The organism is uncultured Tessaracoccus sp. (assembly GCF_947286155.1).
GTDB lineage: Bacteria > Actinomycetota > Actinomycetes > Propionibacteriales > Propionibacteriaceae > Arachnia.
Window position 1 is genome coordinate 18,925 of sequence record NZ_CAMYPD010000005.1, and the last position, 14,318, is coordinate 33,242.

General features: G+C 69.3%; 13 protein-coding genes. 7 read left to right on the plus strand and 6 right to left on the minus strand.

Annotation, left to right across the window (positions count from 1 at the left end):
- Positions 1-50 precede the first annotated feature (50 nt).
- The 3 genes from Q0X68_RS02275 to Q0X68_RS02285 form a co-directional block, all read right to left on the minus strand.
- Entirely contained in the window at positions 51-479 is a 429-nt protein-coding gene (locus Q0X68_RS02275; RefSeq protein ID WP_297746958.1) for a type VII toxin-antitoxin system HepT family RNase toxin, read from the minus strand.
- Positions 469-882, minus strand: a complete 414-nt coding sequence (locus Q0X68_RS02280; protein WP_297746959.1) for a hypothetical protein — start codon at positions 880-882, stop codon at positions 469-471. The genes Q0X68_RS02275 and Q0X68_RS02280 overlap by 11 nt, the downstream gene beginning before the upstream one ends.
- 83 nt (positions 883-965) lie before the next feature.
- The gene (locus tag Q0X68_RS02285; protein ID WP_297746961.1) at positions 966-4,040 is read right to left on the minus strand and encodes a glycoside hydrolase family 38 C-terminal domain-containing protein; all 3,075 of its coding nucleotides are present in this window, start codon (positions 4,038-4,040) and stop codon (positions 966-968) included.
- A gap of 355 nt (positions 4,041-4,395) precedes the next feature.
- Here Q0X68_RS02285 and larE point away from each other — a divergent pair, with 355 nt between their 5' ends.
- From larE to Q0X68_RS02320, 7 genes are all read left to right on the plus strand, one after another.
- Positions 4,396-5,241, plus strand: a complete 846-nt coding sequence (gene larE, locus Q0X68_RS02290; RefSeq protein ID WP_297746963.1) for an ATP-dependent sacrificial sulfur transferase LarE — start codon at positions 4,396-4,398, stop codon at positions 5,239-5,241.
- Positions 5,238-5,921, plus strand: coding sequence for a nickel pincer cofactor biosynthesis protein LarB (gene larB, locus Q0X68_RS02295; protein ID WP_297746965.1), 684 nt, complete (start codon positions 5,238-5,240; stop codon positions 5,919-5,921). Before larE ends, larB begins: the two co-directional genes overlap by 4 nt.
- Positions 5,914-7,260, plus strand: coding sequence for a nickel pincer cofactor biosynthesis protein LarC (gene larC, locus Q0X68_RS02300; RefSeq protein ID WP_297746968.1), 1,347 nt, complete (start codon positions 5,914-5,916; stop codon positions 7,258-7,260). The genes larB and larC overlap by 8 nt, the downstream gene beginning before the upstream one ends.
- A complete protein-coding gene (locus Q0X68_RS02305; protein WP_297746970.1) occupies positions 7,253-8,278 on the plus strand; it encodes a LacI family DNA-binding transcriptional regulator in 1,026 nt (341 codons plus the stop codon). Before larC ends, Q0X68_RS02305 begins: the two co-directional genes overlap by 8 nt.
- 15 nt (positions 8,279-8,293) lie before the next feature.
- Positions 8,294-9,712, plus strand: coding sequence for a glucuronate isomerase (gene uxaC, locus Q0X68_RS02310; protein ID WP_297746973.1), 1,419 nt, complete (start codon positions 8,294-8,296; stop codon positions 9,710-9,712).
- Between the two features lie 28 nt (positions 9,713-9,740).
- Positions 9,741-11,123 carry a mannitol dehydrogenase family protein gene (locus tag Q0X68_RS02315; RefSeq protein WP_297746976.1) on the plus strand — a complete coding sequence of 461 codons (1,383 nt, stop codon included), beginning with the start codon at positions 9,741-9,743 and terminating at the stop codon, positions 11,121-11,123.
- A 141-nt stretch (positions 11,124-11,264) separates the two neighbouring features.
- Positions 11,265-12,116 carry an alpha/beta fold hydrolase gene (locus tag Q0X68_RS02320; RefSeq protein WP_297746979.1) on the plus strand — a complete coding sequence of 284 codons (852 nt, stop codon included), beginning with the start codon at positions 11,265-11,267 and terminating at the stop codon, positions 12,114-12,116.
- 39 nt (positions 12,117-12,155) lie between these two features.
- On the opposite strand, the gene Q0X68_RS02325 is transcribed toward Q0X68_RS02320, so the two are convergent.
- From Q0X68_RS02325 to Q0X68_RS02335, 3 genes are read right to left on the minus strand one after another with little or no spacing between them, the layout of a single operon-like run.
- On the minus strand, positions 12,156-12,560 hold the full coding sequence (locus tag Q0X68_RS02325) for a heat shock protein transcriptional repressor HspR (RefSeq protein WP_297746983.1): 405 nt from the start codon (positions 12,558-12,560) through the stop codon (positions 12,156-12,158).
- A 6-nt stretch (positions 12,561-12,566) separates the two neighbouring features.
- Entirely contained in the window at positions 12,567-13,730 is a 1,164-nt protein-coding gene (gene dnaJ / locus Q0X68_RS02330) for a molecular chaperone DnaJ (protein WP_297746986.1), read from the minus strand.
- Positions 13,731-13,752: 22 nt separating this feature from the next.
- On the minus strand, positions 13,753-14,289 hold the full coding sequence (locus tag Q0X68_RS02335; RefSeq protein ID WP_331773725.1) for a nucleotide exchange factor GrpE: 537 nt from the start codon (positions 14,287-14,289) through the stop codon (positions 13,753-13,755).
- Positions 14,290-14,318: the final 29 nt, after the last annotated feature.

The window sequence follows — 14,318 nt, forward strand, 5'->3', positions numbered from 1 at the left end:
CCTCATAGTATGGACGGCAATCGGGCCATCGCAGCGCGGCTTCATCGGGCTCAGCTGGCCTGTGCCGCCAGCCACCTCGCCACGGATTGCACGTAGCGCTCGAACTGCTCCAATGCCAGGGGGACTGCCTTGTTCACTCGTTGCTCGTCCACGCGCACGTACTCGTGGATGAGCACATTGCGCATACCGACGCTCGGTATCAGCGCCTCGGCAAGCGAACGGGGAATCACCCCCTGCGCCGCCGCTTCTCGGAACGACTCAGCCGCATCGGTTGGCGCCACATTCCCTAGCGATCCCACAATGTGCAGGTTGATGCCGACGGCGAGGTCCACCAGTTGGGTGAGTATCCGCTCCACCGCCAGTTGCTCGATTACACCCCGATCGGGATTGGCTTCGATGTCTGCGAGCGTCCGCAATTGCCGCTCGATGAGTCGAAGACGCTCGAGCACCACAACGTCGCTGAATTGCCTAGGAACCATGCGCCAACCTTTCCAACGCAGCTCGGCGGAATGGCTCCTCGTCGCGGTACTGCCCGAAGGCCGCGATGCGCAGGCGAGCCACCATCTCGGGCACGCGCTCCACGAGCGGTTCGCCATAATTCAGGGCGCCGAATTTGGCGACGGCGCCAGCTCGGTCGAGTGGCATCAGGTCGACGTGGTCACCGTACCGGGTGATGAATGCGGTCGCGACCGCGAACTCGTCGCCGCGAACACCTCGCTCAAAGCAGTACGCCAGGTCCAGATCACGCGCCACGGCCGCGTCGCGTAACACGCTGCCGTGCAGCATGAGCACGGCGATATGTTGCGACGCGCACAGCTCCTCCAACGCGCCACTGGCCTGATCGGCTCGGAGCCTGGCCAGCGCCTCTTGCACCGACGTCATGATGCAAGTCTAGTGACCGCGCACTGTCGGCAAAGATAGATCAAGTTCGTGGCTCGTCTACCCACCACGAACTTGATCTATCTTCAGGCCCGGCTGATCCGCAGCGTCGCCACCTGGAACGGACGCAGGGCGAGCGTCGCCTGCGAACCCTCGACGCGCTGCACGACGCTGGGCGCCACCTGCTGCTGATCCGAGGTGCCCAGCGGCACCTCCAGCAGATCCGTCTCGACGATGTCCGTCGCCGCAAAGCTGGTTGTCAGCGTGGCATCGGCGCGCTTACCGTAGGGCTCGTACAGCCGCACGACCACGTCACCCGAGCCATCTTCCGCCAGCTTCACCGCCTCGACGGCGACCCCACCGTCGGCGGTGATGAGCGGCGCCACCTCGCCACCAGCCACGACGCGCGGCGTGTGGTTGGCGAGGTAGCCGTCGGCCACCGCGTCCTCGACGTCCCCGCCGGGGCGGAGCGTGAACCGGAACGTGTGTTCGCCGATGTCAGCGCGCGGATCGGGGTACCGCGGGCCCTTCAACAGCGACGCGCGCACGCTGGTGTAGGTGCCGCCGTCGGCGCGGGCTTCGCGCTGGAAATCCCAACCGTAGGTGCGCTCGTTCGCGATGGCCACACCGTAGCCCGGCTCGCCGACGTGCACCCAGCGGTGCGCGTGCACCTCGAAGCGCTGCGCATCCCACGACGTGTTCGTGTGCGTCGGGCGGGTGATGTGGCCCATCTGAATCTCGCAGCGCGCCTCGTCGCTGTGCACATCGACCGGCCACACGAGCTTCAGGAGGGCATCGCGCTCGTGCCAGTCGACGTCCACCTCGACGTGCAGCCGCCCGTCGCCGGGCGCGAGGGTGAGGCGCTGCGTCGCGGTGGAATCGTGGAACGCGTAGCGCACCTCCACGCCGCGCTCGATGACGACGACCTCGCTCGCGTCGAGGGTTTCGCAGGTGTTCAGCGAAGCCAGGTCGATGTCCCACGCGTCCCACGCGTTCGGGAAATCCGGGTGCAGCTGCAGCAGCGAGCCGCGCGTGCCCGCAGGCAGCACCTCGCGTGAGCGCTCCTTGTCGAACAGCGACGTGACACCGCCGCGTCCGTCCACCGCCACCCGGAGCGAGGCACCGTCGACGACGAACCCGTCGCCCTCGGCACGTACCTCGACGTGCCCGTCAGCCGGGCGCTGAACGCAGGCGCCGAAGGCGGGGACACCGTCGCGAACCACCGGCGCGCCGTTGAAGACCACCTCACCCGACGCCTTCCCCGACGCTGCTGCCAGCGCGCGCTGGGCGTCGTCGATGATCTGCGTGAGTTCGGCCTCCAGGGCTTCCTGGCGGGCGAGCACCTCGTCGTACACCCACGCGATGCAGGTGCCGGGGAGGATGTCGTGGAACTGGTAGAGCAGCACCTCGCGCCAGATCTCGCCCAGCCGCTCGGCCGGGTACGAGCCGACGCCGCGCACCTCGGCGGTGGTGGTCCACAGCTCGGCTTCGCGCAGGAGTTCCTCGCAGCGGCGGTTGCCGCGCTTCACGCGCGCGACGGAGGTGAAGGTGCCGCGGTGCAGCTCGAGGTAGAGCTCGCCGACCCACACCGACGGGCCCTCGTGCTCGCGCTCGGCCTGCTCGAAGAACCGCGTGGGCGTGGACACCTCGACGCGGGGGTGGCCGGCGAGGTCGCCCACTCGTTCGATGCGCTCCAGCATCTCGCGCGTCGGGCCGCCACCGCCGTCGCCATACCCAAACGGCACGAGTGACGTGGCGGATCTGCCCTTGTCACGGAAGTTTCGGGCCGCGTGGTGGAGGTTCTCGGCGGACAGGTCGGAGCAGTACGTATCGGCCGGCGGGAAGTGCGTGAAGATGCGGGTGCCGTCGATGCCCTCCCAGGTGAAGGAGTGGTGCGGGAAGTCGTTGACCTGGTTCCACGAGATTTTCTGCGTGAGGAACCAGCGCGCGCCGGCCAGCTTCGCGAGCTGCGGGAGGCCGCCGGAGTAGCCGAATGAGTCGGGCAGCCACACCTCGGTGCAGGGCTTACCGAAGCGCTCGGTGAAGAACCGCTGGCCTTGCAGGAACTGCCGGCACATCGCCTCGCCGCTGGGGAGGTTCGCGTCGGACTCCACCCACATGCCCCCGACGGGGATGATGTGCCCGTCGGCCACCGCCTGCTGCAGGCGCTCGAACAGCTGGGGGTGGTCTTCCTCGAGCCAGGCGGAGTGCTGCGCGGCTGGGAACGAGAAACGGTGCTCCGGGAAGCGCTCGGTGAGCGTCAGCTGGTTGGCGATGGTGCGCGCCACCTTGCGACGGGTCTCCCTGAGCGGCCACAGCCACGCGGAGTCAATGTGCGCATGCCCGACGGCGTGGAGCAGATGGCTGCCATCCTCGGCGGTGCGCTCCAGGGTTGGCCTGAGCTCGGAGCGTGCGGCCGCAGCAGTGCCGACGATGTCGCGCAGGCTGAGTGCGTCGAGCGCGCGGTCGAGGGCGCGGCGGATCTCCCAGCGTCGGCCGGAGTCCTCGGGGAGCTGCGCGGCGGTCTCGTGGAGCGCCTCGATGTCGAGCGCGAGGGCGCGGACCTCGTCGTGGATGAGCTGCAGCTCCGCGGTGCGGAGGGTGTGGATTGGGGCGGGGCCGGCCCCGGCCTTGGTGCCGCGCTCGGTTTCGCGGAAGGGTGGGGAGTCGAGCATCACCGGGTTCGCTGCGGCCTCGACGTAGAACTCGAAGCGGCCATCGTCGTCGCACTCGATCGGCACCCACTGGTTGCGGGGGTTGAGACCCTTGACGACGGTGCCGTCGGGGCGTACCACGAGGCCCTCGCAGGTGAAGCCGGGCCCGCCGATGGCGCCGAGGTCGATGGCGGCCTCGACGTGGGCGCCTAGGTAGTCGCTCGGCACCTGGCCGCGGAAGCGCATCCATGTGGTGCCCCAGGCGGGGCCCCACTCGTCGCCGACGGCGGCGGGCTCGTAGGTGAGGCGGAGGGCTTCGTCGATCGAGATGGGTTCGCCCTGCCCGATCGCGCCGGGCGCGGCGGCGTGGCCGGTGGCGTCGTCGGAATCGGTGATGGGGGCGAAAGCCACTTCGAGGTCTGCGATCTTCTGCGCGCTGGCCGGCCAGATCTTGTCTGCCAGGTGGCGATGCACGCGGCCGTCGAGCACGGGTCCGTGGTCATGCATGCGGTTCTCCTCCGCGACGTGTAGGCAACAGTGCTGTAGCAACCATCCTTGCGCACGGCGCAACCCCCCAGTGCACCCGGCGCGCCCGCTGGCGCCAGGTGGGGGTACCTCGGGCTACCTAACCCGATATCCACACGCGTTTGTCGAAATCGCCCAAAAACGCCCTTTTTCGCAAACGCGTGTGGATATCGGGTTAGCTCGGCGTGCGTACTTCTCTCACACGCGACCACTTGGCAACTCTCGGCAACCGGGCGACGTGAGCACGTAGACTCTGATCGAATCGAACATATCGGCCACTGTCTTCAAAGGAGCATGCACGTTGCCGTCCGCCGCCACGACGACCCCCCTCCACGCCTTGTCAGCGCCACTTCGCGCGAAAGCCGACGACGTGGTCTGCCGGCTACGCGCGGCCGCCGGCGATACGGGGCGCGTCGGGGTGGCGTATTCCGGCGGGGTCGATTCAGCCACGTTGGCCGCGCTCACGGCGGAAGCCGTCGGGCGAGAGCGAACCGTGCTGCTACTAGCGGTGTCGCCGTCGCTCGCACGCCGAGAGCGACGACTCGCCCACACCCAGGCGGCCACGCTCGGGCTGGAACTCGTCGAGGTGTCCACCCACGAGCTCGACAACCCCAGTTACACCGCGAACCCCGTCGATCGCTGCTACCACTGCAAGGACGAGATGTTCACGCGCATCGAGGACGCGGAGGCGGCGCGGCTTGGCCTCGCCGTCGTCGCGTACGGGGAGAATGCGGACGACGCGCAGCGTGTGGATCGGCCGGGCGCACGCGCCGCGCGGGAGCACGCCGTCGCGCATCCGCTCGCCGACGCGGGCGCGACGAAGGAGGACGTCCGCGCCATCGCGCGCGCGTTTGGCCTGGCCAGCGCAGATAAACCGGCTGCACCGTGCCTCGCGAGCCGCATCCCGCACGGCGAGGAGGTGACCGCCGCCAAGCTCGAGCAGATCGACGTCGCGGAGGACGCCGTGCTCGCCGCCGGCTTCACCGACTGCCGCGTGCGCCACCACGGCACCGTGGCCCGCGTCGAGGTACCCGCCGATGAGCTGGGACACCTCGCCGACGCCGAACTGCGTCAGGCGCTCGTCGACGGGGTGCGCGCGGCGGGGTTCGCGCACGTCGCGGTCGACCTCGAGGGCATCCGCTCCGGCGCATTCACCCTCCAGCTCATGGAGGCGCCCCGATGAACGACGTTGCCAACATCGATTTCGAGCGCTACTCCCGACGGGGCTACCCCGAAGCGGTGCTGTGCCAGGGGAAGACGCCCGCCCAGGTGGCGCAGATCGCGGCGGGCTGGCACCGTCGCGCCTCCGACGGCATCTCGCTCGGCACGCTCCTGTTCACCCGTGTCGAACCCGAGCATGCCGAGGTGATCCTCGACCAGTTCCCCACCGCACTCCACGACGAGACCGCGCGCATCGTCGCTTGGCCACCCGAACCACCCACCCCCACTGGCGGGCGCGTGACGGTGGTCTGCGCGGGCACGTCGGACCTCCCAGTCGCCCGCGAGGCCGCGCTCACGGCCCGCTTCCTCGGGCGCGAGGTGACCGAGATCGTCGACGTCGGCGTCGCCGGGCTGCACCGCATCCTGGCGAGACGCGACGAGCTCGAAGCGGCCGACGTCATCGTCGCGGTGGCGGGCATGGACGCGGCGCTGGTGCCCGTCGTCGCGGGGCTGGCGCGCTGTCCCGTCGTCGCTTGCCCCACCTCCACCGGCTACGGCGCCGCCTTCGACGGCGTGGCCGCCCTCCTCTCGATGCTCAACGCCTGCGCGCCTGGGGTTGGCGTCGTCAACATCGACAACGGCTACGGCGCCGGCCATCTGGCCGCGCAGATCACCGCCAGCAAGGAGTTCCCGCATGCATGACATCACCGCCGGCGGCCACCATCACCACCACGTGACAACGGCAGATGGCGCCCAGGTGCCCGAAGGCACCCGCATCGAGCCCGGCGCGCTGTGGCAGCCCACCGCACCCGCAAACGCGCGACTGTGGCTGGACGTTTCCCAGGGTGCCGCGGGCGACATGCTGCTCGCCGCGCTGATCGACGCCGGCGCCGACTCGGCGAGTGTCGCCGCGGTGCTGGAACTCATCGCGCCAGGCAAGCTGCACCTCCAGCACCGGCGCGTGGAGCGCGGGCCGTTCGCCGCGCACAAGGTGGACGTGATCGCCGACGAGCCCAACCCACCGGTGCGGCATCTCGCTGATGTCGAGGCCATGCTCGCCGTCGACGGCGTGCCCGAGGCGACGCGCTCCCTCGCCCTCAGCGCCTTCCGCCTGCTGGCCGAGGCCGAGGCGCACGTGCATGGCATGTCCGTCGAGGATGTGCACTTCCACGAGGTGGGGGCGCTGGATTCCATCGGCGACATCGTCGGCGTCGCGGAGGCGGTGCGCACGCTGCAGGTGGCGCGCACGTCGTGCTCGACGGTGGCCGTCGGCGCTGGTCACGTGCACACCCAGCACGGCAACCTGAGCGTGCCGCCGCCGGCGGTGCTGCAGCTTGCGGTGGGCTGGGACATCGAGGCTGGCGGGCCGGAGAACGTCGGCGAACTGTGCACTCCCACCGGGCTCGCGCTGCTGCGGGCCATGTGCGACGAGCAGGAGACGCTGCCGCGTATGCGGGTGGCCGCGGTGGGTGTCGGGGCAGGTACCAGGGTGCGCCAAGACCGCGCCGGCGTACTGCGGGCACTCATCGGGCGCGGAGGGGGCGACGTCGGGGCTCGGGAGGTGCAGGAGATCTCGGCGAACGTCGACGACCTCGACCCCCGCCTATGGCCCGACGTGCTCCACCGGCTCCTCGACGCCGGGGCGCTCGACGCGTGGCTCACCCCCGTCGTGATGAAGAAGGGGCGCCCGGCGCACGTCGTAACGGCACTCGCGACGCCCGACCGCGCGCAGCAGGTAGCCGACGTGCTCCTCACGCATACGTCGACCCTCGGCGTGCGCACGTCCGCCCCGCTCACCCGGCAGGTGCTTCGTCGGGATTGGGTGTCGGTGGATGTGGACGGCCACGAGGTGCGCATTAAGGTCGCCGGCGAACCGGATACCGGCGTGATTACCCAAGCCACGCCCGAATTCGTCGACGTCGAAGCCCTCGCCGCCGCGCTCGACGTGCCGCAGCGGGTGGCGCTGGCGCGGGCGCAGGCGGCGGCCTGGAATGCGGGGCTCAGGCCTGGTGCGGCGTGGCCGGAGGCAGCCGATGAATGATGCCCAGCCCGAGCGCAAGCGGCGCAAGCGGGTGACGATCTACGACATCGCGGAGGCGGCGGGTGTGGCGCCGTCAACGGTGTCGCGCACCTTCGCACGGCCCGGCCGGGTGGGTGCGGAGACCGCCGAGCACGTTCGCGCCACCGCGCGGCGACTCGGCTACCGGGAGCGGCCCGTCGCGCGCGGCTACGACGACGCATCACGGAAGACGCTGGGAATCGTCGTCGCCGACGCCGCGAACCCGGTGTTTGCGCACATCATGAAGGGATTCCAGCTGGAGGCCGCGCGCCACGGCTACTCGGTGCTGCTCCTCGACACGCAGGAAGACGCCCAAATAGAGCGCCAAGAGATCGACCGCCTCGCACCGCTCGTCGACGGGCTAGCGCTCGGCGCGTCGAGGCTCAGCGACTCCGCGATCATGCAGATCGTCAAAATCCGGCCCGTGGTGAGCGTGAACCGCGTGATCGCGGGGCTGCCGTCGGTGATCGCCGACACCGCGCGCGGCATGCGCACGGTTGTCACCCACCTCGCCGCGCTCGGCCACACCCGATTCACGTACCTGCCTGGGCCTGCGGCGTCGTGGGCCGACGGCGTGCGCTGGCGGGGAATATCAGAGGCCTGCCACCAGCTGGACCTGGTGTGCCGCCGCATGCAGCCGCAGCGCCCATCGCTCGACGGCGGGGTGGCCGCGTCCCGTGAGTGGATGAGCCAACGCACCACCGCCGTCATCGCCTACAACGACATGATGGCCATCGGGTTCATGAAGGCTTGTCAGCGAGCTGGCGTGCTGGTTCCCGACGATGTGTCCGTCGTGGGCGTCGACAACTCCATCTCGTCGGTGCTGACCACACCGACCCTCACCAGCGTGGCGCCGTCCACGTCGGATATCGGCGGGCGCGCGGCCCGCGCCCTCATCTCGCAACTACAACACCGGTCGTCGCCGAGCGCGGAGACGATCGTCGTCCCCATGCAACTGCACAGCCGGGAGAGCACAGCCGCCCCCGGTCACCGTCAATGAATAGGAGCCCGAGCTATGTCAACACCGCTGACCCTCCACCCCGACCGCCTCTTCCCCGCCGAGCCTTCCGTGCGTGCCATCGCCCGCGAGCTCTACGCGGAGGTGGCGGAGCTGCCCATCATCTCGCCGCACGGGCACGTGCCCGTCGAGTGGCTCGCCGACGATACCCCGTTCACCGACCCGACGTCGCTGCTGCTCACCCCCGACCACTACACCAACCGCCTCCTGCACGCCGTCGCGGGCGTGGAGCTGGCGCAGCTCGGGGTGCCGGTGGGCAGCCCGATGACGCCGGAGGCCGCGCGCGAGGCCTTCCGCATCTTCTGCGCGAATTGGAAGGTGTTTCGCGGCACGCAGGTGCAGTTCTGGTTCGAGAGCCAGTTCGTCGACGTGTTCGGCGTCGATGTGCGCCCGTCGGCGGAGTCGGCGGACGAGATCTACGACCACATCTCCGCCTGCCTCGCCCGCGACGAGTACCGCCCGCGCGCGCTGTACCGTCGGTTCAACATTGCCGCGCTGGCTACCACCGATGACCCCTGCGACACCCTCGACGGGCACCGCGCGCTCGTCGACGATCCGGCCTGGGACGGGCGCGTGATGCCCACCTTCCGCCCCGACCGGTACCTCGAGCCCGCCCGCGACGGGTTCGCCGCCCTCACTGCGGCGCTCGGCGAAGCGGCTGGGCTGGAGATCGGCAGCTACGCCGACCACGTCGAAGCCATGCGCCGGCGCCGGCAGTACTTCAAGGAGCACGGCGCGGTGTCGTCGGACCACTCTCACCGCGACGCCCGCTGCGAACGTGTCGACGACGCGGAGGCCGAGCGCTTGTTCGCGGCGGCGCTGGCCGGCCAGATCTCGCCCGAGGAGGGCGACGTGCTGCGTCGGCACATGGTGAATGACCAAGCCAGGCTGGCTTGCGAGGACGGGCTGGTGATGACGCTGCACCCGGCGGTGTTCCGCAACCACGACTCCGCCGCGCTCGCCCGCTACGGTGCCGACGTGGGTGGCGACGTGCCGCTGTCGGTGGAGTTCGCGTCGGCGCTGCAGCCCGTCCTCGACGCGTACGGCAACGCCGACGGCTTCCACCTGGTGGTGTTCACGATGGACGAGACGGTGTACTCGCGCGAGCTGGCGCCGCTGGCCGGCTGGTACCGCGGCATGTACGTCGGCGCGCCGTGGTGGTTCATCGACGAGAACGACGCCATGATGCGCTACCGCCGCGCGACGACGGGGTACGGCACGCTGCAGAAGGGGTCGGGATTCATCGACGACACCCGCGCGTTCTGCTCCATCCCCGCCCGCCACGACGCTGCCCGCCGCGTCGATTGTGCGTTCCTCGCCGGGCTGGTCGCTGAGCACCGCCTCGCGCTCGACGAGGCCCGCGACACCGCCATCGACCTCGTCGTCGCCCAGCCCCAGCGGGCCTTCAAGCTGTGACCCCCGAGACCCCCAGGAAAGGAACACCATGACCACCCTCACTCGCGCCACCCACGGCCGCCCCGCTGCTCCGGTGAAGATTGTGCACCTCGGGCTCGGCAACTTCATGCGCGCCCACCAGGCCTGGTACACCGAGCACGCCACCGACGCCGACGCGTGGGGCATCGCCGCGTTCACCGGCCGGCGCCCCACCATGGCCGAGGTGCTCTCCCCGCAGGACGGGTTGTACACGCTCATCACGAAGGGCCCCGACGGCGACGCGTTCGAGGTGATCTCCAGCATCTCCGCCGTGCATCCCGCCGACGACCTCGCCGCGCTCGTCGGCTACTTCACCTCCCCTGAGCTGGCGGTGGTGACCTCGACCGTCACCGAGGCCGGCTACTGCCGCCGCGATGACGGCGGCCTCGACGCCGAGCGCGACGACATCGCGGCAGACCTCACCGCAGTGAGGGGCGCCGTCGGGGATGGGGTGGATGCGCTCGCCGGGTTGCAGCTCGCGACGGCACCGGTGCGGGTGACTGCTGCGCTGGCAGCCCGTCGCGCCGCCGGGCTGGGTGGGCTCACCGTCTTGCCCTGCGACAACCTCCCCGACAACGGCGCCGCCTTCGGCCGCGTCATACGCGACGCCGCGCTTGCGGTCGACGAGGAACTCGCAGCGTGGATCGACGAACACGTGTCGTTCGCGACGTGCATGGTCGACCGCATCACGCCCGCCACCACCGACGACGAGGTCGCCGCCGTCGAGAAGTCAGAGGGCTACCACGATGCTTCGCCTGTGCCCACGGAGCCGTTCAGCGAGTGGGTCATAGCGGGCGACTTCCCGGCCGGGCGGCCTGAGTGGGAGTCGGCGGGGGCGACGATCGTCGACGACGTGGAGCTCTACGAGCAGCGCAAGCTGTGGATGCTGAACGGGTCGCACTCGCTGATGGCGTACGCCGGGCCGATTCTGGGCTTGGAGACGGTGTGCGACGGCATCAACGACCCGCGGCTGCGCGAGCTGGTGCAGCAGTGGTGGCGCGAGGCCGGGCCGGGGCTCAGCGTGGCGTGGGAAGAGTACGCGGAGGCTCTCACTAAGCGCTACGAGAACCCGAACATCCGGCATCTGCTCGCGCAGATCGCTGCCGACGGTTCGCAGAAGATTCCTGTGCGGATTGTGCCGACGCTGCGTCGTCTCCGTGAGGCCTGTGAGATGCCGACGGCGGCCGTCACCGCCGTCGCGGCGTGGCTGCTGCATCTGCGCGGTGAGGGTTCGCCAGTCAAGGACGCCGCCGAGGATAAGGTGAAGGCACTTGTCGGAGGCACGTTACGAGAGGACGCCGCCCGAGTGGTGGCCTTCGCCTCGCCCGAACTCGCCAGCGACGACGCCCTGATCGACGCCGTCGTCGAAGCCGCCGAGGGGCTGCTCGCTTAGGGGTCTCCGCGCCAAGCTAACCCAATATCCACACGCGTTTGCTGAAAAGGCCCAAAAACGGCGATCTGAGCAAACGCGTGTGAATATTGGGTTAGCTGAGGTCTGCGCACATACGTCGGCGCGGGGTAGTACCGTCGGTGTATGGACGAGACCACTATCACCATCACCACCGACGACGGTATCGAGCTGCAGGTGTACCGCTGGGCGCCAGCGGGCAAGCCGAAGGCCGCCGTGCAGTTGCATCATGGGCTCGGCGAGCACGCCGGCCGCTACCGCCGGTTCGCGGAAGCCCTCACCGCCGCCGGCTACCTCGTGTACGCACCTGACCAGCGCGCCTCGGGCCGCACCGCGAACGGCGAGTACGGCAACTGGGGCCCCGACGGCTGGGCGGGCTGGGTGCACGACTACGCCCTGGTCAATCAGCGCATCCGCGAGGACAACCCCGGCCTGAAAGTAGCGCTCTTCGGGCACTCACTGGGCTCCTTCGGCGCCCAGCACTACCTCCTCGAACACTCCGCCGACGTGGACGCCGTCGTGCTAAGCGGCACGGGCGACGTTGCGGTGTTCGCCCCGATGCTCGCCAGCGACGGTCCAGCCGCCCTCTCCGCATTCAACGCCCCCTTCGAGCACCGCACCGGATTCGAGTGGCTGAGCCGGGACGAGGCCGAGGTAGACAAGTACGTCGACGACCCGGCCTGCGGCTGGGCGGCCCCCGCCCCCGCTGGGCTCGCGAGCCTCGCCGATGCCGCCGACGATGCGAAACTCCAAGGCCTCACGAAGACGCTGCCCATACTGCTCATCTCGGGCACCCACGACCCAGTGGGCGGCCAGGATGGCGACGGCGTGGAGACCACGGCACAGCGCTACAAGGATGCCGGCATGGAGCACGTCACCGTGAAGCTCTACCCCGAGGCCCGCCACGAGATCTTGAACGAACTGAACCGCGACGAGGTCACGCAGGACGTCATCGCGTTCCTGGACATCACCTTGTGACGGACGCGGCCGTTGCCAGCCGGCGCGCTCGCGGCGCTCTCAGCGCCAGCCGAGCTCGCGCGGCTGGTAGCGCCCGTGGTAGATGCCGCCGTAGCCGTCGGCGGTAAACAGCCTTGTCATGCCGGTGCTCTGTAGGCGTTGCAGCGTTTCGCTGAGGCGTTCGATCTGCCCCTGCAGCGCCTCCACCTCGTCCTCAAGCGCGAGGATGCGACGGATCCCCTCCAGGTTGATGCCCTCGTCCTGTGAGAGCTGCTGGATATGCCTGAGCTTGGCCACGTCGTGCAGGGAATACCGACGCCCCCTCCCCCGCGCGCGCTTGGGCACGACGAGGCCAAGCCTGTCGTAGCCGCGCAGCGTTTGCGGGTGCATGTCCGCGAGCTCCGCCGCTATCGAGATGGGGAACACCGCAGCGTGGGGGTCGAACGGCTGGGGAAGGTTCTGCATCACGGATCACCCAAACAGCCCGGCTCGCGGGTTGGCCTGATTCGACGCATCGGTGAAGGCCTTCAGCGCAGCCTTCGCCTCGTCGGTTAAGTGCTCCGGCACCTGGACGTTGATCGTAACGATGAGGTCGCCCATCGACCCGTCCGACTTGCGCACGCCCTTGCCACGCACGCGCATCTTGGCGCCGTTCGAGGTGCCGGCAGGCAGCCGCAGCTTCACGCTGGGGCCCTGCAGCGTCGGCACCGCGATCTCCGCACCCAGCGACGCCTCACCGATGGTGACGGGCACGTCGAGCGTGAGGTTGTGGCCGTCGCGACCGAACAGTTTGTGCGGCTCGACGCTCACCTCGACGTACAGGTCGCCCTTCGCGCCGCCGTTCTCGCCGGCCGCGCCCTTGCCCTTCAGCCTGACCCGCTGCCCGTCCTGCACACCGGCAGGAATGCGCACCTGGAGGGAGGACGTCGTCTTCCCTCGCCCAGAGCCATCACAGTCCGGACAAGGGGTTTCGACGATCAACCCGCGGCCGCGGCAGTCGGGGCAGGGCTCGGACATCGAGAACACGCCGCCCACCTCAGCGGAGTGCATGCCGGAGCCTTCACACGTCGGGCACACCTTCGGCAGCGTGCCTGCCTTCGCGCCGGTGCCGCGACATGCGGTACACGGCGAGTCGGAAGGCATGCGCAAGGACACCGTCGTGCCCTCCACCGCCTGCTGGAAGGTGAGCGTGGCCTTGGCTTCGACGTCGGCTCCCCGACGCGGCCCCCTCCCAGTTTGCTTGCGAGAGCCCCCGCCGCCACCGCCAAAGAGGTTGCCGAAGATGTCGCTGAATCCACCGGCTGCCCCGCCGGGGGCGGCGTTGCGGAAGAGGTCGTCGAAGCCGGCTGAGCCGCCGCCATGCGACGGCCCGGCCTTCGGGAATCGGAACCCGCCCCCGCCAAACAGGCTGCGGGCATCATCGTATTCCTTGCGCTTCTTCGGGTCGCTGAGCACGGAGTTGGCTTCCGACGCCTCCTTGAAACGCGCCTCGGCCTTCTTATCGCCCGGGTTTCTGTCCGGGTGATTCTGCGACGCGATCTTGCGGAATGCTTTCCTGATCTCGTCTCCCGATGCGTTCTTGGAGACCCCAAGGACCTTGTAATAGTCCTTGTCAACCCAATCTTTCGTGCTCATCTACGGCCTTTCCGTGGTGTGCTCAGGGGTTTGCGACGGCGACGCGCGCCGGGCGGAGCACGCGTCCAGCCAGCTCGAAACCGGGCTGAATAACCTGGGACACCGTGGCCACCTCGACGGGCTCGTCGAGCGGGACCTGCATGAGTGCTTCATGCTTGATGGGATCGAATGCCTCGCCCACCTCGCCAAACATCTGCAGGCCGTGTTTCGTCGTGATCTTCTCGAGTTCGGCAACAATCATCTTGCCACCGTCCGCGAGATCGTCGTGCTGCTTCGCCAGGGCGATGGCGTCGAGCACCGGCATCATGTCGGCCATGACGGACTCGATGCCCGACTGCCTCGCGAGGCTGCGGTCACGATCGACGCGCTTCTTGTAGTTGACGTACTCCGCCTGAAGCCGCTGGAGGTCTTCAGTGCGTTCGGCCGAGAGCCGCTGGTAGTCGACTTCTTCCGCAGGGGGCTCCGACGGCGCCGCCTCAGCGTCGGCGGCGATGTCGGCGTCGATACCTGCTCCCGCTACGTCGGCCGAAGCCGGGCCGAGGGTGTCCCCCTCAGCCACGGCCTCTTCCTCAGTTCCGGGGTGTTCGG